The sequence below is a fragment of the Falsirhodobacter algicola genome (genome assembly GCF_018279165.1).
GTDB classification, from domain to species: Bacteria; Pseudomonadota; Alphaproteobacteria; order Rhodobacterales; family Rhodobacteraceae; genus Falsirhodobacter; species Falsirhodobacter algicola.
Genome location: NZ_CP047289.1, coordinates 908,351 through 928,292, shown reverse-complemented (window position 1 = coordinate 928,292; position 19,942 = coordinate 908,351). Strand labels below are relative to the sequence as shown.

General features: G+C 66.8%; 19 protein-coding genes and 1 tRNA gene. 12 read left to right on the top strand and 8 right to left on the bottom strand.

From position 1 onward, the window contains the following. Window positions 1-27 precede the first annotated feature (27 nt). The 3 genes from GR316_RS04635 to GR316_RS04625 are packed head-to-tail and all read left to right on the top strand — an operon-like array spanning window position 28 to window position 2,438. Window positions 28-1,497, top strand: coding sequence for a leucyl aminopeptidase (locus GR316_RS04635; RefSeq protein WP_211784865.1), 1,470 nt, complete (start codon window positions 28-30; stop codon window positions 1,495-1,497). A gap of 12 nt (window positions 1,498-1,509) precedes the next feature. Continuing rightward, on the top strand, window positions 1,510-1,962 hold the full coding sequence (locus tag GR316_RS04630; protein WP_211785109.1) for a DNA polymerase III subunit chi: 453 nt from the start codon (window positions 1,510-1,512) through the stop codon (window positions 1,960-1,962). Continuing rightward, window positions 1,959-2,438 (top strand): GNAT family N-acetyltransferase, encoded by a 480-nt coding sequence (locus tag GR316_RS04625; protein WP_211784864.1) that lies wholly within the window; start codon window positions 1,959-1,961, stop codon window positions 2,436-2,438. The genes GR316_RS04630 and GR316_RS04625 overlap by 4 nt, the downstream gene beginning before the upstream one ends. On the opposite strand, the gene GR316_RS04620 is transcribed toward GR316_RS04625, so the two are convergent. Together GR316_RS04620 and GR316_RS04615 are read right to left on the bottom strand one after the other, a co-directional pair. After that, the gene (locus GR316_RS04620) at window positions 2,407-2,982 is read right to left on the bottom strand and encodes a retropepsin-like aspartic protease family protein (RefSeq protein WP_211784863.1); all 576 of its coding nucleotides are present in this window, start codon (window positions 2,980-2,982) and stop codon (window positions 2,407-2,409) included. The two genes, GR316_RS04625 and GR316_RS04620, sit on opposite strands and share 32 nt — an antisense overlap. Before the next feature lie 16 nt (window positions 2,983-2,998). Then, on the bottom strand, window positions 2,999-4,828 hold the full coding sequence (locus tag GR316_RS04615) for an ABC-F family ATP-binding cassette domain-containing protein (RefSeq protein ID WP_211784862.1): 1,830 nt from the start codon (window positions 4,826-4,828) through the stop codon (window positions 2,999-3,001). Between the two features lie 143 nt (window positions 4,829-4,971). On the opposite strand from GR316_RS04615, the gene GR316_RS04610 reads away from it, so the two are divergent. Continuing rightward, window positions 4,972-6,342, top strand: a complete 1,371-nt coding sequence (locus GR316_RS04610; RefSeq protein ID WP_211784861.1) for a class II 3-deoxy-7-phosphoheptulonate synthase — start codon at window positions 4,972-4,974, stop codon at window positions 6,340-6,342. 76 nt (window positions 6,343-6,418) lie between these two features. Beyond that, window positions 6,419-6,772 carry a DUF4177 domain-containing protein gene (locus GR316_RS04605; RefSeq protein WP_211784860.1) on the top strand — a complete coding sequence of 118 codons (354 nt, stop codon included), beginning with the start codon at window positions 6,419-6,421 and terminating at the stop codon, window positions 6,770-6,772. Here the strand turns inward: GR316_RS04605 and GR316_RS04600 are convergent. After that, entirely contained in the window at window positions 6,763-7,866 is a 1,104-nt protein-coding gene (locus GR316_RS04600) for a pyridoxal phosphate-dependent aminotransferase (protein ID WP_211784859.1), read from the bottom strand. The two genes, GR316_RS04605 and GR316_RS04600, sit on opposite strands and share 10 nt — an antisense overlap. Before the next feature lie 49 nt (window positions 7,867-7,915). Next, complete coding sequence (locus GR316_RS04595) at window positions 7,916-10,861, bottom strand: valine--tRNA ligase (RefSeq protein ID WP_211784858.1); 2,946 nt, start codon at window positions 10,859-10,861, stop codon at window positions 7,916-7,918. 289 nt (window positions 10,862-11,150) lie between these two features. Here GR316_RS04595 and GR316_RS04590 point away from each other — a divergent pair, with 289 nt between their 5' ends. The 7 genes from GR316_RS04590 (at window position 11,151) to GR316_RS04560 (ending at window position 17,679) form a co-directional block, all read left to right on the top strand. Continuing rightward, window positions 11,151-12,296 (top strand): type III PLP-dependent enzyme, encoded by a 1,146-nt coding sequence (locus GR316_RS04590; protein ID WP_211784857.1) that lies wholly within the window; start codon window positions 11,151-11,153, stop codon window positions 12,294-12,296. A 57-nt stretch (window positions 12,297-12,353) separates the two neighbouring features. Beyond that, window positions 12,354-14,096: an arginine--tRNA ligase gene (argS, locus tag GR316_RS04585; RefSeq protein ID WP_211784856.1), complete on the top strand. Its 1,743-nt coding sequence runs from the start codon at window positions 12,354-12,356 to the stop codon at window positions 14,094-14,096. 68 nt (window positions 14,097-14,164) lie between these two features. Continuing rightward, the gene (locus GR316_RS04580; RefSeq protein WP_211784855.1) at window positions 14,165-15,136 is read left to right on the top strand and encodes an SPOR domain-containing protein; all 972 of its coding nucleotides are present in this window, start codon (window positions 14,165-14,167) and stop codon (window positions 15,134-15,136) included. Beyond that, window positions 15,133-16,122 (top strand): beta-N-acetylhexosaminidase, encoded by a 990-nt coding sequence (nagZ, locus tag GR316_RS04575; protein WP_211784854.1) that lies wholly within the window; start codon window positions 15,133-15,135, stop codon window positions 16,120-16,122. Before GR316_RS04580 ends, nagZ begins: the two co-directional genes overlap by 4 nt. Beyond that, entirely contained in the window at window positions 16,122-16,880 is a 759-nt protein-coding gene (locus GR316_RS04570) for a segregation and condensation protein A (protein ID WP_211784853.1), read from the top strand. Before nagZ ends, GR316_RS04570 begins: the two co-directional genes overlap by 1 nt. Next, entirely contained in the window at window positions 16,877-17,479 is a 603-nt protein-coding gene (gene scpB, locus GR316_RS04565; protein ID WP_211784852.1) for an SMC-Scp complex subunit ScpB, read from the top strand. The genes GR316_RS04570 and scpB overlap by 4 nt, the downstream gene beginning before the upstream one ends. A gap of 2 nt (window positions 17,480-17,481) precedes the next feature. Then, window positions 17,482-17,679 (top strand): hypothetical protein, encoded by a 198-nt coding sequence (locus tag GR316_RS04560; protein WP_249218816.1) that lies wholly within the window; start codon window positions 17,482-17,484, stop codon window positions 17,677-17,679. Here the strand turns inward: GR316_RS04560 and GR316_RS04555 are convergent. The 4 genes from GR316_RS04555 to ihfA all read right to left on the bottom strand — a co-directional run bounded on the left by GR316_RS04555 (window position 17,676) and on the right by ihfA (window position 19,936). Beyond that, window positions 17,676-18,734: a 2'-deoxycytidine 5'-triphosphate deaminase gene (locus GR316_RS04555; protein WP_211784851.1), complete on the bottom strand. Its 1,059-nt coding sequence runs from the start codon at window positions 18,732-18,734 to the stop codon at window positions 17,676-17,678. The two genes, GR316_RS04560 and GR316_RS04555, sit on opposite strands and share 4 nt — an antisense overlap. Before the next feature lie 54 nt (window positions 18,735-18,788). Further along, window positions 18,789-18,866: transfer RNA gene (locus GR316_RS04550), tRNA-Pro, on the bottom strand. A gap of 65 nt (window positions 18,867-18,931) precedes the next feature. Then, window positions 18,932-19,621, bottom strand: a complete 690-nt coding sequence (locus tag GR316_RS04545; protein WP_211784850.1) for a MerR family transcriptional regulator — start codon at window positions 19,619-19,621, stop codon at window positions 18,932-18,934. A gap of 12 nt (window positions 19,622-19,633) precedes the next feature. Beyond that, window positions 19,634-19,936, bottom strand: a complete 303-nt coding sequence (ihfA, locus tag GR316_RS04540; RefSeq protein ID WP_211784849.1) for an integration host factor subunit alpha — start codon at window positions 19,934-19,936, stop codon at window positions 19,634-19,636. Between the last annotated feature and the right edge of the window lie 6 nt (window positions 19,937-19,942).

Here is a 19,942-nt window from a genome sequence, read left to right as displayed (position 1 = left end):
CACGCGGATCATTGCTGGGAGAAGACCATGACCATGCCCGTCGTCACACGGTTCGTCGAGACCGATATCGAATCCATCGCCGATGCGACGGGGCGTGTCACCGTGTTCGTGGGCGCCGAAGGCAAGCTGGGCGTTGCGGCGCGCCGGGTGGACCGGCTGACGCGCGGTACGGTGAAGCGGGCGGCGGCCTCGGACGCCTTCGGGCGGCTGCGCGCCGGGGAGGGGCTGGAGATCGCCTTCCCGCCCGGGCTTCAGGCCGATACGTTGCAGATCCTGCGGCTGGACCGGCGCGACGATGCCGCTGCCGTGCGCAAGGCGGGCGCTGCGATCGGTGCCGCGCTCTGCCCCAAGGGCGCGCTGGTTCTGGCCGATGCCGTGCCGCGCGCGGCCGATCTCTCCTTCGGTCTGGCTCTGCGCGCCTATGCCTTCACCGACCGCAAGAGCGAGCGTCCGGCCCCCCTTGGCCCGGTCACGATGATGGTGACGGGCGCCGAGGCCGTCGCCGCCGAGGCCGCGCCCTTCGCCGCGCTCGCCGAAGGCGTGTTCTTCACCCGCGATCTGGTGAACGAACCCGCCAACATCCTGACGACGGACGATTTCGCCGCCCGTCTGGCCGCGATGCAGGATCTGGGCCTCGAGGTGGAGATCCTCGAGGAGGCGCAGCTCGAAGAACTCGGGATGGGCGCGCTTCTGGGCGTGGGCCGCGGTTCGGAAAGCCCGTCCAAGGTGGTGGTGATGCAATGGAACGGCGGCGGGGACGAGCCGCCGCTGGCGCTGGTCGGCAAGGGGGTCGTGTTCGACTCGGGCGGCATCTCCATCAAGCCGGCGGGCGGGATGGAAGACATGACCATGGATATGGGCGGCGCAGGCACCGTGGCCGGTGTCATGCGGACGCTGGCCCTGCGCAAGGCGCGGGCGAATGTCGTCGGCCTCGTCGGGCTCGTGGAAAACATGCTCGACGGCAAGGCGCAGCGGCCGGGCGATGTCGTCACCTCCATGAAGGGCGACACGATCGAGGTGATCAACACCGACGCCGAAGGGCGCCTCGTGCTGGCCGATGTGCTTTGGTACACGCAGGAACGGTTCAATCCGACGGGCATCGTCGATCTGGCAACGCTGACGGGGGCGATCGTCGTGGCGCTGGGCCATGAGAATACGGGCGTCTTTTCCAATGACGATGCGCTGTGCGAGGCGTTCCTTGCCGCTGCGCGGGCCGAGGGCGAGGGCGCGTGGCGGATGCCGATGGGCGATGCCTATGACGGGGTGCTGCGCTCGCGCGTGGCCGATATCCGCAATGTCGGCACGGGGCGCGACGGCGGGGCGATCGTCGCCGCGCAGTTCCTGCGCCGCTTCGTGCGCGACGAGGTTCCGTGGGTCCACCTCGATATCGCGGGCACGGCGCTGCTGAAATCCGACAGCCTCTATGCGCCGAAGGGCGCGACGGGTTGGGGGGTTCTGGCGCTGAACCGGATGATCCGCGACCTCTGCGAGGGCTGATCCGTGGCGGTGATGTTCTATCACCTGACGCAGTCCCGGCTGGAGGATACGGCCTTCACGCTGCTGAAACGCGCGCTGGGCGCGGGCTGGCGCGTGATGGTGCGCGGCGATGAGGCGGTTCTGTCGGTGCTGGACGACGCGCTCTGGACCTTGGACGAGGAAAGCTTTCTGCCGCATGGTCGGGACGGGGGCGGGCATGACGATCTGCAACCGGTGCTTTTGGGCACCGGGGCGATCGGCAACGATGCCAACTGCCTGATGGTGGTGGGCACGGCCGGGTTCGATCCGGCCGAGGCCGCGCCCCTCGATCGGCTGTGGGTGCTGTTCGACGGTCTGGACAATGCGGCGCTGGCCCAGGCGCGGGATCAATGGCGCGGCGTGGTCGCCGCCGGGGTGACGGCGCAGTACTGGTCCGAGGAATCCGGCCGGTGGGAGATGAAGGCCGAACGCTCGGGTGCCGCATGAAGATCCGCCGCGAAGTCTCTGAGGATATTGCAGATGTTCGCGCCCTGCTGACCGACGCCTTTGGCCGTACGGCAGAGGCGGATCTGGCGGATGCCCTGCGCCCGGAGGCTGCGCTGTCGCTCGTGGCCGAGGCGGATGGGGAGGTGACGGGCCATCTGATGCTCAGCCCGCTCGATGCGCCCTTCCGGGCCTGCGCGCTCGCTCCGGTCGCGGTGGCGCCGCTGTGGCAGGGGCGCGGGATCGGAACGGCGCTGATCCGCGCGGCGATGGATATGGCCGATTGCGATGCGATCTTCGTTCTGGGCGATCCGGAGTTCTATGGCCAGCTTGGCTTTCGCGCCGATCTGGCGGCGGGCTATGCCTGCGCCTATGCCGGGCCGCATCTGATGATCCACGCGCGGCATGAGGTTCCGGCCACGGGCCGCATCCTCTATCCGCAGGCCTTCAGCGCCGCAGGATCATCCGATCCCCGCTGATGCTGATGTCAAACCGGCGCAGATAGCTCATCCCCAGAAGCGAGATGTCGAGATCGCCTTCGTTCACCAAGGCGGGCAGGGTCAGATCCGTGATCTCGCCCAGCCGGACATCGGTCAGAAGGACGCGGGCGGTCCGCACCTCGCCATTCGCGGTGCGCGCGGTTCCCAGATAGATCAGGCTGTCCGGGTCGATCCCCAGCCGCCGCGCATCCCGTGCCGACAGCAGGACCGAGCTTGCGCCGGTATCGGCCATGAAGCGGATATCCGTCCCCTCGATCTGAAGCGTGATGTAGTAATGCCCGTCCGGTGCCCGAGGGATGGAGATCTCGCCCCCCTCCAGCGCCTCTTGGCGCGGGGAGAGGGTGGGCGCCATCTCGGTCCAGAGGCCGTAGCCCGCAGCGACGGCCAGAAAGATCAGCCCCCATGCCATCGCGATGCGCAGGGCCGATCCCATACGGCCCCGAAACTCCACGATCACCCAGCCGCCGACGAAGGCCAGCAGCAGGATGAGGTAGGTGACGCGGCCCATGTCGAAGCTGTCCATCACATGCCGAACCGGCTCAGCCGGCCGCCTCCAGCTTCTCCTGCGCGCGCAGCCACAGATCCTCGGCCCGGTCGAGGCCTTCCATCACTTCGGCGTATTTCTTCTGCCAGACGGCCGCTTCGTCGGGGCGGTCATAGAGGGCGGGATCGCTCAGCTTGACGGCCAACTTCTCGCGCATGTCGGTCAGCTTGGTCACCCGCTCTTCGCATTTGCGCACCTCGGAGCGGAGGGTGGCGACATCGTCGCGGCTGACCTTCTTCTTCGGGGCCTTCGGCTTTTCCGGCTCATCCCCTTGCAGAAGCAGGCGGCGATAGGCCTCCAGATCCTGATCGAACGGGGCGACCGCGCCGTCCTTCACCAGCCACAGCCGATCCGCGACGAGCGACAGAAGGTGCATGTCGTGGCTGACCAGCACCACCGCCCCGGAATAGCTGTTGAGCGCCTCGGTCAGCGCCTCGCGGCTTTCCATGTCGAGGTGGTTCGTCGGTTCGTCGAGGATCAGCAGATGCGGCGCGTCCAGCGTCGCCAGCAGCAGCGACAGCCGCGCCTTCTGCCCGCCCGACAGGCGGCCCACGGCGGTTTCGGCCTGATCGGCGCCAAGCCCGAAGCCCGCAAGGCGCGCCCGCAGCCGGGGCTGCCCCTCGGCCGGACGCATCCGTTGCAGGTGCTGAAGCGGGGTTTCGTCGATGAACAACTCATCCACCTGATGCTGCGCAAAATAGCCGATGCGCAGCTTGGACGAGCGTGTGATCTGCCCGCCCATCGTCTGAAGTTTGCCGGCCAGCAGCTTGGAAAGCGTGGATTTTCCTTCGCCGTTGCGGCCCAAAAGGGCGATACGGTCGTCCTGATCGATCCGCAGGCTGAGGCGCCGCAGGATCGGGGTGTCGTCATAGCCTACCGCCGCACCGTCGAGGTTGACGATGGGGGGCGAGAGTTCCTCGGGCTCCGGGAAGGTGAAGACCATCTGCCGCGCTTCTTCGGGCGGGGTGATCGTCTCCATCTTCTCCAGCTGTTTGACGCGGGACTGCGCCTGCGCGGCCTTGGAGGCCTTGGCCTTGAACCGATCCACGAAGGCCTGAAGATGGGCGCGGCGGGCGTCTTGCTTCTTGGCCTCGGCCGTCAGGACGGCGCGCCGTTCGGCCATCTGCCGGGCGAATTGGTCATAGGGACCAGTCCAGTAGGTGAGTTTCTTCGAGTCGAGATGCAAGATCCCTTGCACCGCGCGGTTCAGCAGCCCCCGATCATGCGAGATGATGAGGACGGTGTGCGGATACTTCTGAAGATAAGCCTCCAGCCACAGCGCGCCTTCGAGGTCGAGATAGTTCGTCGGCTCGTCCAAGAGCAGGAGATCGGGCTGGGCAAAGAGCACGCCCGCCAGCGCCACGCGCATCCGCCAGCCGCCCGAGAAGTCCGAGCAGGGACGCAGCTGCGCCTCGGCATCGAAGCCGAGCCCCTTGAGGATGGCCGAAGCCCGCCCCTCGGCGGACCATGCGTCGATGTCGGTCAGCCGCGTCTGGATTTCGGCGATGCGGGCGGCGTCCGTCGCGGTCGCGCTTTCGGCCAGAAGGGCCGCGCGTTCGGTGTCGGCCTCCAGCACCGTATCGATCAGCGAGGTGGAGGAGGAGGGCACCTCTTGGGCGACGCCGCCGATGCGCGCCCGTGCGGGCAGGCTGATTTCGCCGCCCTCCAGCGCGATCTCGCCTCGGATCAGGCGGAACAGGGTGGTTTTGCCCGCCCCATTGCGCCCGACAAGGCCGACCTTGTGGCCGGTCGGGATGGTCGCCGAGGCGTTCTCGAAGAGCGGTCGGCCTTCGATCGAATAGCTTATGTCGGAAATGCGCAGCATGCGCCCGGCTTGCCCGATGGCGGCGGACTTGGCAAGCCCGCGCGGCCCGCCGCAGCATTCGCACCAGAAACATCCCGATGGCGATAGCCCATGCGCGTTTTTTGATCTATACGCGTACGAACCCCAAGCGGTGGAGACGAAGGATGACTCAAGGCTGGACCAAATCCGACTGGCGCGCGAAGCCGCGTATCCAGATGCCGGATTACCCCGATACGAACGCGCTGAACGCGGTCGAGGCTCAGCTTGGGAAATATCCGCCGCTGGTCTTTGCCGGCGAGGCGCGCCGCCTGCGCGCGCAGCTGGCCGATGTGGCGGCGGGCAAGGCCTTCCTGTTGCAGGGCGGCGATTGCGCCGAAAGCTTCGCCGAGTTCCGCGCCGACACCATCCGCGACACGTTCCGCGTGATGCTGCAGATGGCCGTCGTGCTGACATGGGGCGCGAAGGTTCCGGTGATCAAGGTGGGCCGCATGGCCGGTCAGTTCGCCAAGCCCCGTTCCGCCCCGACCGAGGTGATCGACGGGCAGGAACTGCCTTCCTACCGCGGCGATATCGTGAACGGCTTCGATTTCACCGCCGCCGCGCGCGTGCCCGATCCCCAGCGGATGCTGCAGGCCTACACGCAGGCGGCGGCGACGCTGAACCTCTTGCGCGCCTTCTCCACGGGTGGGTTCGCGGATATCAACCGCGTCCACGCTTGGACGCTGGGCTTTGCCGAGCATGACAAGGCCGAACGCTACCGCGAGCTGTCGAACCGCATCGCCGATGCGCTCGATTTCATGACGGCGGCCGGGGTGAACCCCGATACCGCGCATACGCTGTCCTCGGTCGATTTCTACACTAGCCACGAGGCGCTGCTGCTGGAATACGAAGAGGCGCTCTGCCGCGTCGATTCGATCAGCGGCCATCCGGTGGCGGGCTCGGGCCATATGATCTGGATCGGCGACCGGACGCGTCAGCCCGATGGCGCGCATGTGGAGTTCTGCCGCGGCGTGCTGAACCCGATCGGCCTGAAATGCGGCCCCTCCACCACGGCCGAGGATCTGAAGGTGCTGATGGCGCGCCTCAACCCCGAGAACGAGGCCGGTCGTCTGACGCTGATCGCGCGCTTCGGTGCGGGCAAGGTGGGCGATCATCTGCCGCGCCTGATCCGCGCCGTGCAGGAAGAGGGGGCGAACGTCGTCTGGTCCTGCGATCCGATGCATGGCAACACGATCAAGTCGCCCTCGGGGTACAAGACGCGGCCCTTCGACAACGTTCTGTCCGAGGTGCGCGACTTCTTCGCGATCCACCGCGCCGAGGGCACGATCCCCGGCGGCGTGCATTTCGAGATGACGGGCCAGGACGTGACCGAATGCACGGGCGGGCTGCGGGCCGTCACGGATGAGGATCTGTCGGACCGTTACCACACCGCCTGCGATCCGCGTCTGAACGCCAGTCAGGCGCTGGAGCTGGCCTTCCTCGTGGCCGAAGAGCTTTCGGATCGGCGCGAGGCCGCTCGGCGCATCGCACTGTGATCCAAGGCTGGCCTTGCGCGGTTGGCTTCCCGCCCGCGCAAGGCTATGTCGCCACTGCAAGGCAGAGGAGACAGCCATGACGCGCTTTGAATATCAGGTCATTCCGGCCCCCGCGAAGGGCGAAAAGACGCGGGGCGTGCGCAATCCTTCGGAACGCTATGCGCTGGCGCTGGCGGCCGTGATGAATCGCGTGGGCCGTGAGGGCTGGGAATTCGTCGGCGCCGAAACGCTGCCCTGCGAGGAAAAGGTCGGCTGGACCCGCCGCGCCACCGTCACCCACAACCTTCTGGTGTTCCGCCGTCCGCTTCAGGACGACACCGCCGCCCGCATCGGCGCGGTGGAAGTGTCGCAGGGCGCGGCCACGCCGCTGCCGGTCGCCAACAGCCCCGAAGGCGTCGCGCGCCCGATTGGACCGGCCCGTCAGGACTGACGCGCCCCGGCCAAGGCATGGGGCAGGGCGGCGGCAAAGGCGGCCATGTCCGCCTCGGTGCCGGTGCTGACGCGGATGCAGCGGTCGTGGGGCGCGACGAACGGCATGCGTACGAAGATGCCCCGCTGCACCAGCCCCTCCAGCACGCGGCGGGCAAAGGCCCCGTCGCCGCCGCAATCCATCGTCACGAAATTGGTGGCCGAGGGCAGGGGCGTCAGCCCATTGTCCCGGGCGATGGCAGAAAGCGCCTCGCGGCTGCTCGCCACGCTGGCGCGGATATGGGCCAGCCAATCGGCATCCTGCAGGGCCGCCAGCGCCCCCGCCTGCGCGATCCGGCTGACGCCGAAATGGTTACGCACCTTGTCGAAGGCGGAAATCAGCGGCGCCGCGCCAAGCGCATAGCCGATCCGCGCCCCCGCCATCCCATGGGCCTTGGAGAAGGTCCGCATTCGGATCACCCGCGGATCGTCCGGCGCGATGGTCGGCACGGCATCCTCGGGCGCCAGTTCGACATAGGCCTCGTCGAGGATCAGAAGCGCGCCCTCCGGCACCGCCTCCACCATCCGCTCCAGCGCGGCAGCACTGTGATGGCTGCCCATCGGATTGTCGGGATTGGCAAGGTAGATGAGTTTGGCACCCGTTTCGCGTGCCTTGGCGATCAGCGCCTCCGGGTCTTCGTGATCGCCGCGATAGGGCACCTTGTGCAGCGTCCCGCCAAAGCCCGCGACATGGAAGTTGAAGGTCGGATAGGCCCCGTCCGAGGTGACGACTGCATCCCCCGGCCCGATCACGAGCCGCACCAGCAGCCCCAATAGGCCGTCGATCCCTTCCCCGACGACGATATTCTCCATACCCGCGCCGTGATGCGCGGCCAGCGCGCGGCGCAGGTCGTGGTTCTCGGGATCGCCATACATCCATGCCTCGGCGGCGGCGTTCCGCATCGCCTCGATCGCGCGGGGAGAGGGGCCGAACACGTTTTCATTCGCGCCCAGCCGGGCCGCGAAGGCATGCCCGCGCACCCGCTCCTGCGTTTCCGGGCCGACGAACGGCACCGATGAGGGGAGCGAGCGGATCAGGGGCGTATAGCGCGGCATGGAACTTCCGGTGATGCGGCGGCCCCCGATGTCGGGGGCCGCAAGGGGGTCAAAGCTGGGCGAGGGCGGCGCGCAGCTTTGCCGCTTCCGCTTCTTGCTGGGCCAGATTCTCGCGGGCTTCGTCCACGACCTCCTCCGGAGCGGAGGCGAGGAATTTGGGGTTCTTCAGCCGCCCCGCGATCCCGTTCATGTCCTTCTCCAGCTTCTGGAGCGTCTTTTCCAGCCGGGCCTTCTCGGCGGCGATGTCGATGATGCCCTCCAACGGCACGGCGAAGGTCGCGCCCTCGACGGCGACGGTGATCGCGCCCTGCGGGATGGCGTCGGCATCCGTCAGGCTCTCGATCCGGGCGAGGCGCTGGATCAGGGCGGCGTTGCGGTCCCACGCGGCGCGGGCCGCCTCGTCCATACCGATCGCCTGCGCCTGCAGCTTCAGGCCCACCGGCACGCGCACCTGCGCCCGGGCCGAGCGGATGCCCTCGATGACGGAGATGACCCAAGTCATCTCGGCGGTCGCGTCGGCATCGGCGGCGGCATGTTCGGGCCAATCGGTGTGGACCAGCGCCTTGGCGCGGGTGCCGGTCGTGGCCCAAAGCTCTTCGGTGATGAAGGGCATGATCGGGTGCAGCAGGATCATGCACTGATCCAGCACCCATGCCATCGTGCGGCGCGTCTCGTCGGCGGCATCGCCGTCGAACAGGGGTTTGGCGAATTCGACATACCAGTCGCAGACCTTGCCCCAGACGAAGGCATAGAGCGCATTCGCCGCCACATCGAAGCGGTATCCTTCCAGCGCGGCATTCACCTCGGCCAGCACGGCGGAGGTTTCGGCGATGATCCAGCGGTTCACCGTCGCGCTGGCTTCGGGCGGGGCGGCGTGCGTCGCATGCCCTTCCCAGACGCCGTTCATCTCGGCGAAGCGGCAGGCGTTCCACAGTTTGGTGCCGAAGTTGCGATACCCGGCGATGCGCGCGGTCGACAGCTTCAGATCGCGGCCCATCGCGGCCATGGCCGACAGGGTGAAGCGCACGGCATCCGCGCCGTATTCGTCGATCAGTTCCAGCGGGTCGAGCACGTTGCCGAGCGATTTCGACATCTTCTTGCCCTTCTCGTCGCGGACGAGGGCGTGGACATAGACGGTGCGGAACGGCACCTGATCGACGACGGCCAGCTGCATCATCATCATCCGGGCGACCCAGAAGAAGATGATGTCGAAGCCGGTGACCAGCACGTTGGTCGGGAAGTATTTCTGAAGTTCCGGCGTCTGTTCGGGCCAGCCGAGGGTGCCGATCGGCCACAGCCCCGAGGAGAACCACGTGTCGAGCACGTCCGGATCGCGCCAGTAGCAGACGGAATCGGGCGTTTCGGCATGGGCGAGCGCGGCATCGCGGTCCGCGACCGGCACCAGCGCGAAATCGCCGTAATAATCCAGCATCTGCTGGCGCGCTTCCTCTTCGCTGGCGGCGCAGAAGCTGACGGTTTCGGACCAATCGAAGGGGGCGACGCCCTCCTCTTCGGGGATGCGGCGCGGGCCGTACCAGACCGGGATCTGATGCCCCCACCACAGCTGACGCGAGATGCACCACGGCTCGATATTCTCCAGCCAGTGGAAATAGACCTTCGCATCGCGCTCGGGCAGGATCTTCGTTGTGCCGCTGCGCACGGCCTCCAGCGCGGGTTCGACGATGCGCCCGGTATCCACGAACCACTGATCGGTCAGCATCGGTTCGATCACCACTTTCGAGCGGTCGCCGAAGGGCTGCATGATGGGTTTGGACTCCACCACCGGGTGGCGTTCCAGATGCTCCGAACCCGTTTCCTCGTCGATGGAGGAGACGAGCCGCGTGACCGCAAGGCCCGCTGCGGTAATGTCGGCCACCACCGCCTTGCGCGCCTCCAGCCGGTCCATGCCGCGATATTTCGCGGGCACGAGGTTCAGGCTGTCCACCTCGGCCTCGGTCGTGGGCGATCCGGCGGCGATCTCGCGCGCGCGGGCGACCGCCTCGGCATAGGGGGCGCCGTCGGTCCGCATCGCGCCGCGCGTGTCCATCAGGCGGTACATCGGCAGGCCCGCCCGCCGCGCCACCTGATAGTCGTTGAAATCATGCGCGCCGGTGATCTTCACCGCGCCCGAACCGAAGGTCTTGTCGGGATATTCGTCGGCGATGATCGGGATCAGACGATCGCAGAGCGGCAGTTGCACCATCTTGCCCACGATCGGGGCATAGCGTTCGTCGCTCGGATGCACGGCCACCGCGCCGTCGCCCAGCATCGTTTCGGGCCGGGTCGTGGCGATGGCGATATAGTCGCGCGTCTCGCGCAGGGTGACGTTTCCGTCCTCGTCCTTCTCGACGTATTCATAGGTCGCGCCATCTGCGAGGCGGTACTTGAAGTGCCACATATGGCCGGGCGTTTCGACATTCTCCACCTCGAGGTCGGAGATCGCCGTTTCGAAATGCGGGTCCCAGTTCACGAGGCGCTTGCCGCGATAGATCAGGCCCTTGCGGTACATCTCCACGAAGACCTTGGCGACGGCCTCGGGGAAATTGCCCGACATGGTGAACGCCTCGCGGTCCCAGTCGCAGGACGCGCCGAGCCGTTTCAGCTGCCCCACGATGGTGCCGCCGGATTTGTCCTTCCACTCCCACACCTTTTCGAGGAAGGCCTCGCGCCCGAGATCGCGGCGTCCGGGCTGGCCGGTGCGGGCAAGCTCGCGTTCCACCACCATCTGCGTTGCGATGCCGGCATGGTCGGTTCCGGGCTGCCACAGCGTGTCGAAGCCGCGCATCCGGTGCCAACGCACGAGGATGTCCTGCAGCGTGTTGTTGAACGCATGCCCCATATGAAGCGAGCCGGTGACGTTCGGCGGCGGGATCATGATGCAGAAGGTTTCCGGGCGGGAGGCGTTCGCCCCCGCACGGAAGGCCCCCATCTCTTCCCACATGGCGGACAGGCGAGCCTCGGCCTCGGTCGCGTCGAACGTCTTTTCCATCGCCATTGTCCGGCCCCTTCTTGCTGACGGGGCAGGGATACAGGCGTTCGCCGCCGGTGAAAAGCCCGTCGTGAGAACGACATTTTTCCCTGTCATGCTTGGCAAAAGCGGGTTTTCGCAAAGAGGTCGAAAAAACGCTTTGCAAACGCGTCCATGTGCTGCATAGGGGCGTCCTTGTTTTCAGGAAAAGGGCGGCTCATACGCACCTGGCCTGGTTCTTTGAAACCTCGCAGGTGCCGCCTTCCGGGAACATCCGGGGGCCGGGACCGCTTCTGTTGGCAGAAAGGAAACGCCGATGGGACTCTCGAAAACAATCTGGACGTCGCCGGCCGAATATGTGCGGACGCTGTCCCCCGAAACGCCCGTGTTGTTCTTCTCGCCCTCCATCCTGCAAGCGATGGCGCGCAAGTTCATCGACGGTTTTCCCGGCATGGTCACCTATGCCGTGAAGTCCAACCCCGAAGATGTGGTGATCGAGAATCTGGCCGCAGCCGGGATCCGGGGGTTCGACGTCGCCTCTCCGGCAGAGATGCGGCTGATCCGCCGCCTCGTGCCCGATGCGGCCCTGCATTACAACAACCCCGTGCGCGCCCGCCACGAGATCCGCACCGCGGTGGAGCTTGGGGTGAAGAGCTACAGCGTCGATTCCGGCACCGAGCTCGACAAGCTGATCGAACTGGTCCCGGCCGAGGGCGCGGAGATCAGCGTGCGCTTCAAGCTGCCGGTCGCCGGTGCGGCCTATAACTTCGGGGCGAAGTTCGGCGCGACGGTGGAACTGGCGACCGAGTTGCTGGCGAAGGCCGCGGCGGCGGGCTTCATCCCCTCGCTGACATTCCATCCGGGCACGCAATGCACCGATCCGGCCGCATGGGGCAGCTATATCGGCGCGGCGGCCGAAATCGCCGGCGGCGCGGGCGTGCGCATCGCGCGTCTGAACGTGGGCGGCGGTTTCCCGAACCACCGGCTGAACGCCGTGACGCCGGATCTCGATGCGATCTTCGATCTGATCGACCGCACCGCGACCGAAGCCTTCGGCGATGCCCGCCCGCAACTGGTCTGTGAACCGGGCCGCGGCCTTTGCGGGGATGCCTTCACCCTTGCGGCCCGCATCAAGGCGGTGCGCGACGGTCAGCACGTCTTTCTGAACGACGGCACCTATGGCTCCCTGACGGAGCTTCCGATGATCGGCGTGATCGACCGGATCGAGGTGATGACCCCGCAAGGCACGCTGCGCACGGGCGAGAAGTCGGACCGCATCATCTTCGGGCCGACCTGCGATTCCGTGGACCGCCTGCCGGGCGAACTGCCGCTGGCGGGCGATGTAGAGGAGGGCGATTTCGTCATCTTCCAAGGGATGGGCGCCTATTCGGCGGCGACCAACACCCGCTTCAACGGCTTTGGCGAGCTGTCGATGGCGACGGTCCTGTCGCTCAAGCTCTAAGCATTGACCCGGCCTGTCGCCTCTGGCAATCCCGGAGGCGACAGACAGGACAATGACATGAACCTCTTTACCGAACTCCGCACCGTCGTGACCGAAGCGATCGCCGCGCTGCAGGCGGCAGGGGATCTGCCCGGAGGGCTGGATCTGGCCGCCGTCGCCGTGGAGCCGCCGCGCGATGCGGCGCATGGCGACATGGCGACGAACGCGGCGATGGTGCTGGCGAAACCCGCCGGCCTTCCGCCGCGCCAGATCGCCGAGGGCCTCGCCCGCCATCTGGAAGCGGATGCGCGCATCGCGGCGGTGGAGGTTGCAGGCCCCGGTTTCATCAACATCCGCCTGAAGGATGCCGTCTGGCAGCAGACCGTGGCCGCCATCCTGTCGCAGGGCGGCGATTACGGCCGCAGCGCCGTGGGGCAGGGCCTGCGCGTCAACGTGGAGTTCGTGTCGGCCAACCCGACCGGCCCGATGCATGTGGGCCATACCCGCGGCGCGGTGGTCGGCGATGCACTGGCAAAGCTGCTGGCCTTCGCGGGCTTCGATGTGACGCGGGAATACTACATCAACGACGGCGGCGCGCAGGTCGATGTTCTGGCGCGCTCGGCCTATGAACGCTACCGCGAGGCGCATGGCCTCGAGCCGGAGATCGCCGAGGGGCTTTATCCCGGCGACTATCTGATCCCCGTGGGGCAGGCCCTGAAGGACGCCTATGGAGACCGTCTTCTGAACCAGCCCGAAACGGTGTGGCTGGCCGATCTGCGCGAATTCGCGACCGAGCGGATGATGGCGATGATCCGCGAGGATCTGGCCGCGCTGAACGTGGAGATGGACGTCTATTCCTCGGAAAAGGCGCTCTACGGCACCGGCAAGATCGAGGCGGCGCTGCAACGTCTGCGCGATATGGGCCTGATCTACGAGGGCGTGCTGGAACCCCCGAAGGGCAAGACCCCCGAAGATTGGGAGCCGCGCGAGCAGACGCTGTTCCGGTCCACCGCGCATGGCGATGACGTGGACCGCCCGGTGATGAAGTCGGACGGCTCGTGGACCTATTTCGCCCCCGACATCGCCTATCACTTTGATAAGGTCGAACGCGGTTTCGATCAGTTGATCGACATCTTCGGCGCCGATCACGGCGGCTATGTGAAGCGGATGAAAGCGGCGGTCGCCGCGCTCTCCGAGGGCCGTGTGCCGCTCGATGTGAAGCTGGTGCAGCTCGTGAAGCTGTTCAAGAACGGCGAGCCGTTCAAGATGTCGAAGCGCGCGGGCACCTTCGTGACGCTGCGCGATGTGGTGGATCAGGTCGGCGCCGACGTGACGCGTTTCGTCATGCTGACGCGCAAGAACGATGCGCCGCTCGATTTCGATTTCGACAAGGTGCTGGAGCAGTCCAAGGACAACCCGGTCTTCTATGTCCAATACGCCAATGCCCGGATCAATTCGGTGCTGCGCAAGGCCGCCGAGGCGGGCGTTGCGACCGACGATCTGACGCTGGCGGGCGGCGATGTCGCGGCGCTCGGCCATGAGGCGGAGATCGCGCTGATCAAAAAGCTGTCCGAATGGCCCCGCCTCGTGGAGATCGCGGCCAAGCATAACGAGCCGCACCGCGTCGCCTTCTACCTTGCGGAACTCGCGGCGGAGTTCCATGGATTGTGGAACCGCGGCAATGACGAACCCTCGCTGCGCTTCGTGCAGGACGATCTGGCCGTGATGCAGGCGAAAATCGGACTGGCGCGGGCGACGGGCGTTGTGATTTCCAATGGATTGGGTATCCTTGGCGTCGCACCGGTCGAAGAAATGCGCTGACAAGGCGTCCGCCGGTTGTGAAGAACAGGCAAGATTGCGGTGCATGGACGCCGCGGCGGGGCAGTGACATGGCTGAGGTGGATTTCGACGAATTCGATTCGGTGGATTATCATGCGCCGAGGTCGGCGCGTGTGCAGCGGATCGTTCATCTGGCCGGGGCCGTCAGCTCCGTTGCCATGGTCATCGGGCTGGCCGTGTGGGGATACAACGTGGCGGTGCGCGATGTGCGCGGCGTTCCGGTGATCCGTGCGATGGAAGGCCCGATGCGCGTGACGCCGGATGATCCGGGCGGTCAGATCGCCGACAATCAGGGCCTTCTGGTCAATGACATCGCCGCGACCGGCACCTCCGGTCCGATCCCGAGCGAGATCATGCTGGCGCCCAATGCGGCCGAACTCGACCTTGGCGATGGTCCGGGGCTGGAGGGCGATGCGCCCCCGCCCGAAGTGATGGCCGCCGTGGCCGAAGCCTCGGGCGTGGTCGGCACCGTCGTGATGCCCGAGCGTCTGCCCGAACCCTCCGGCCAGCCCGTCCGCGAGGACCGCGAGGAAACCGGCGCCTCCACCGTCGAAGGCGATCCGGTGCAGGAGCTGTTCGTGCCGCCGCCCGCGATCGATCCGACGCTGATCCCTCAGGAACTGGTGCGCGAGCCGGATATCCCGCCCGCACCCCCCGGTGCCGTAACTCATTCGCCGCGCCCGCAGATCCGTCCGGGCGCGCTGGCCCGCGCGACGGCCGTTCCGGTGCCCGCATCCTCCACGCAAGAGGTGTCGGTGACGGCGCTGAAATCGGGGGAAAGCCTCGTACAGCTTGGCGCATTCGATTCGCCGGAGCAGGCGCGCAGCGAATGGACGCGCCTTTCGGGCAAGTTCGGCAGCCTTTTGGCGGGCAAGAAGCTGGTCGTGCAGCAGACCGTCAGCGGCGGGCGCACCTTCTTCCGCCTTCGGGCGCAGGGCTTCGAAGGGGAGCCGGACGCACGGCGCTTCTGCTCGGCGCTGCTGGCCGAGAATGCGGCCTGCATCCCCGTCATCGTGCGATGACGACCGGCGCCGCCATCTTCGGCTGCGATGGGTTCGAACTGGGGCGGGAGGAGCGGGCCTTCTTCCGCGACGCCGATCCCTTCGGCTTCATCCTGTTTGCGCGCAACGTGGACACGCCGGACCAGCTGCGCCGCCTGACGGCGGAGTTACGGGAGGCGGTGGGCCGCGATGCGCCGATCCTCGTCGATCAGGAGGGCGGGCGCGTGCAGCGCCTGCGCCCGCCGCATTGGCGCGCCCATCTGCCGCCGCTAGAGATGCTGGCTCGCGCCGCTGATCCGGCGCGCGCGATGGCCATCCGCTCGACCCTGATCGCCGAGGAACTGCGTCGTCACGGGATCGATGCGAACTGCGCGCCGGTGGCGGATCTGGCCGGGGAGGAGACGCATCCCTTCCTGCGCAACCGCTGCTATGGCACGGCGCCCGATACCGTCGCCGGTCTGGCGCGCATCGCGGCCGAGGCGCATCTGGCGCAAGGCGTTCTGCCCGTGGTCAAGCATATGCCGGGCCATGGCCGCGCCACCAGCGACAGCCATGCCGATCTGCCCCGCGTCGATGCTCCGATCGCAGAGCTGGATGGCAGCGATTTCGCGGCCTTTCGCGCGCTGAACGATCTGCCGATGGCGATGACGGCGCATGTGGTCTTCGCCGCGCTCGACGATCGCCCGGCGACTTGCTCACCCATACTCGTCGATGTGATCCGTACCCAGATCGGGTTTGACGGCCTGCTGATGACCGACGATATCGAAATGGGTGCGCTGTCCGGCCCGGTGGGGGAGCGTTCGCGCGCCGCGATCGCCGCCGGGTGCGATGTGGTCCTGCATTGCAACGGCCCGATGGAGGCCCGGATCGAGGTGGCCGCAGCCGTGGGCGGTCTGACCTCCGCCGCCGCGCGCCGCGCCAATGCTGCGCTGGCCTGCCGACGCCCGCCCGAACCCATCGACATCGCCGCGCAGGAGGCGGAACTGGCCGCGCTTCTGGGGGCCTGATGCCGCAGGACGTGTCCGAACGCCTGTCCGCCGAGGCGCTGATCATCGATGTCGACGGGTTCGAAGGCCCGCTCGATCTTCTGCTTAGCCTGTCGCGCGCGCAAAAGGTCGATCTGCGGCGCATCTCGGTTCTGCAACTCGCCGAACAGTACCTTGCCTTCGTGGAGCGGGTGAAATCGCTGCGGATCGAGCTTGCGGCCGATTACCTCGTGATGGCGGCATGGCTGGCCTATCTGAAATCGCGCCTGCTGCTTCCCCCCGACCCGGAGGAGGAAGGCCCCTCGGCCGAGGATCTGGCCGCGCATCTCAGTTGGCAGTTGGAGCGTCTTCAGGCCATGCGCGAGGCTGCCGCCAGCCTGATGGCGCGCCCGCGCCTTGGGCAGGATGTCTTCCCCCGCGGGATGGAGGAGGCGATCGCCCGCACGCGGAACGTCCAGTATTCCGCGAACCTGATCGATCTGATGCGCGCCTATGCCCGGCTGCGCACGCGGGACGAATTCCGCCCCTTCGTGATGGACCGGCACGACATCTTCACCATGGAGGCGGCGCTGGACCGGATGCGCGGCGTTTTGGGCTATGACGGCGACTGGCGCGATCTCGACGGCTGGCTCCCCGAGGGGTGGGGCGATCGGCCGCAGCGCCGCCGTTCGGCCACCGCCGCACATTTCGCCGCCGTCTTGGAGCTTGCCAAGCGCGGAGAGATCGACCTGCGCCAAGACGGGACCTTTGCTCCGCTTCAAGTTCGGAGGCGCGCATGAGTCCGGCCATTCCCAGCATCGACGAACAGGAACGCATGGTGGAGGCGATGCTGTTCGCCACGCGCCAGCCGCTGACGGTGGCCGAGATGGCCGCGCGCCTGCCCGAGGGCTGCGATCCGGCCGAAGTGCTGCGCCTGCTGCGCCGCCGCTACGAGGGGCGGGGGGTTACGCTGGTTCGTGCCGGGGCGGGCTGGGCCTTTCGCACGGCGCCCGATCTGGGTTTCCTGATGCAGCAGACGGTGGAGGAAGATCGCCGCCTGTCGCGCGCTGCCATCGAGACGCTGGCCATCATCGCTTATCATCAACCGGCCACGCGGGCCGAGATCGAAGAGATCCGCGGCGTCGCCGTCAGCCGCGGAACGCTCGATCAGTTGATGGAGCTTGGCTGGGTCCGCCTTGGCCGCCGCCGGATGACACCGGGCCGCCCGGTAACTTTTGTTGTCACGGACCTCTTTCTGGACCATTTTGGATTGGAGAGCGCGCGCGATCTGCCGGGGCTCAAGGAACTGCGTGAAACCGGCCTTCTGGACAATCGACCATCCCCCGAGCGCGACGCCGAGGAGGCCCCAGCCGGACAGGCAGACCTGTTCAAGGAGTGACGATGAACTGGAGCGGAATGCAGCGCATGATCATGCGCATGTTCATGATGAAGGTCATGACCAAGGGCATCGACTATGCCGCACGGCGCGGCAAGGACCCGGCCACCATGACCGCTGAAGAGCGCGCGCAGGCCCAGAGCGCCCGCGGCATGGCCAAGCGCGCCCAAAAGATCGCACGCATCACGCGGCGTATGCGCTAACGAAAATGCTTGGCCAGTTTTAGCCCCTGGCCCTGATAGTTCGACGCGATGCCGGCACCGTAAAGAAGGTCCGGTACTTCGGCCATGCGCTCATAGACGAGCCGGCCGACGATCTGACCATGTTCGAGCACGAAGGGCGCCTCGTGGCAGCGCACTTCCAGCACGCCGCGCGAGCCGGCCCCGGTGCCGTGGCCGAAACCCGGATCGAAGAAACCGGCGTAATGCACGCGAAACTCCCCCACCATGGCAAGATAGGGCGCCATTTCGGCGGCATGGTCCGGGGGGATCGTCACCGCCTCGCGGCTGACGAGAATGTAGAATGCGCCGGGATCGAGGATGATGCGGCCATCGGTGGCGTGGATATCCTCCCAGAAATCGGCGGCGGGATAATGACCGATGCGCGCCAGATCGACCACGCCCGCATGGGGTTTGGCGCGAAAGCCCACCCGCGTATCGAGCCGGAGATCCACCGAAAACCCAAGGCCCGACGAGATCACCGCCGGCCCGTCCACCAGCGGTGTCTGGGCGTTCAGGCGGCTCAACTCCTCATCCGTCAGCACGGCTTGGCCCGAGCGGAGGCGCAGCTGGTTCAGGCGCATCCCCGGCCGGACGAGGACCGAAAAGCTGCGGGGGCAGACCTCGGCGAAAAGCGGTCCGTCATAGCCGGGGGCGATGCGGTCGAACTCCACCCCGCCATCGGTGATGGTGCGCGTCAACAGATCCAGCCGCCCGGTGGAGCTTTTGGCATTGGCGATGCCGCTGACGCCATCGGGCAGGCGCAGCCGCTCCATCAGGGGAATCACATAGACGCAGCCCTTTTCCAGCACCGCGCCGTCGGTCAGGTCGATGCGGTGCATCTCGAACTCGGCGATGCGGTCGCTGACGCTGCGGCCATGACCGGCAAGGAAGCTGGCCCGGACGCGGTAGGCGTGGGTGCCAAGACGCAGATCGAGGCTGGCGGGCTGTACCTGTTCAGGCAGAATCGCGGGGGTCGCCGTGATCGCACCTGCGTCGATCATGGAGCGGAGGCTCTGCGAGGGAAGGACGCCGATCATTGCTCACCCTTTTCAATGACGAAAGCCGCCCGCGGAACGGACGGCTTTCTGTCGTGGTCGGGCCGGCGAGATTCGAACTCGCGGCCTTCCGCCCCCCAGACGGACGCGCTAACCAGGCTGCGCCACGGCCCGACACAGGGCGGATACATACCCAGATTTACGGCAGGCACAAGCCGGAAAACGTATGCTGCTGCAAATTAACGATCTTCGTCCTGAAGGCGCGCCCGAAGCGCGTTCAGGCGTGCATGGACCGGGGCCACATCGGCCAGCCGCGCACGGTCCGGGTCCAGCGCCAGCAGCCGCAGGATCAGCGGCGCACGGGCGGGCAGGGTGTCGGGCATGGGAGGATCCTGTTCGCGAAGCCGCTCGGCGCGCTCACGCGCCAGCAGCGTGTCGGAGGTGCTGAGGGGCGAAGGCGGCGCCTCGTCACCCAGAAGCGGGGTCTCGGCGCTCTGGGCAAAGAAATCGTCGCCATCTTCGGAGGGGGTGAATTCCCATCCGACCAACCGGGGATCGATCTCGGCGGCGGGGGCGCGATCCGCCTTCTGCGGAAATGCGTGAACCTCGGCGGTCTGAGGGACATCCTCGACCTCCACCTCGACAAAGCCGGCTTCCTCCACGCTGCTGATCTCCGTGACGTGACGTACACCCTGCTCGCGCAGGATTTTCTGAACCCCTCGGATCGTCATCCCCTGTTCGTGCAGCAGATGACGGATGCCGGACAGAAGGGCGATGTCCGAGGGGCGGTAATAGCGCCGTCCACCGGCGCGCTTGACGGGTTTGATCTGCGGGAACCGGCTCTCCCAGAAACGCAGCACATGGGCCGGTGTCTGGAGGATGTCGGCCACTTCGCTGATGGTGCGAAACGCCTCGGCCGATTTCTCCATCAAAACCTCGTCTTACTTTTTCGTGCCCGCTAGGACGCGGTCCTTCATCAGGTGCGACGGGCGGAAGGTCAACACGCGCCGGGGGCTGATGGGCACCTCGTCGCCCGTTTTCGGGTTGCGGCCCACGCGCGCGGACTTGTCGCGGATCGAGAAGGTCCCGAAGCTGGAGATCTTCACCGATTCCCCCGAGGCGAGGGCGTCGGAGACGTGCTGAAGGACGCTTTCGACAAGCTGGGACGATTCATTGCGCGACAGGCCCACCTCGCGATAGACAGCCTCGCTAAGATCCATTCTCGTCAGCGTTTTCGCGCACATGTCCGG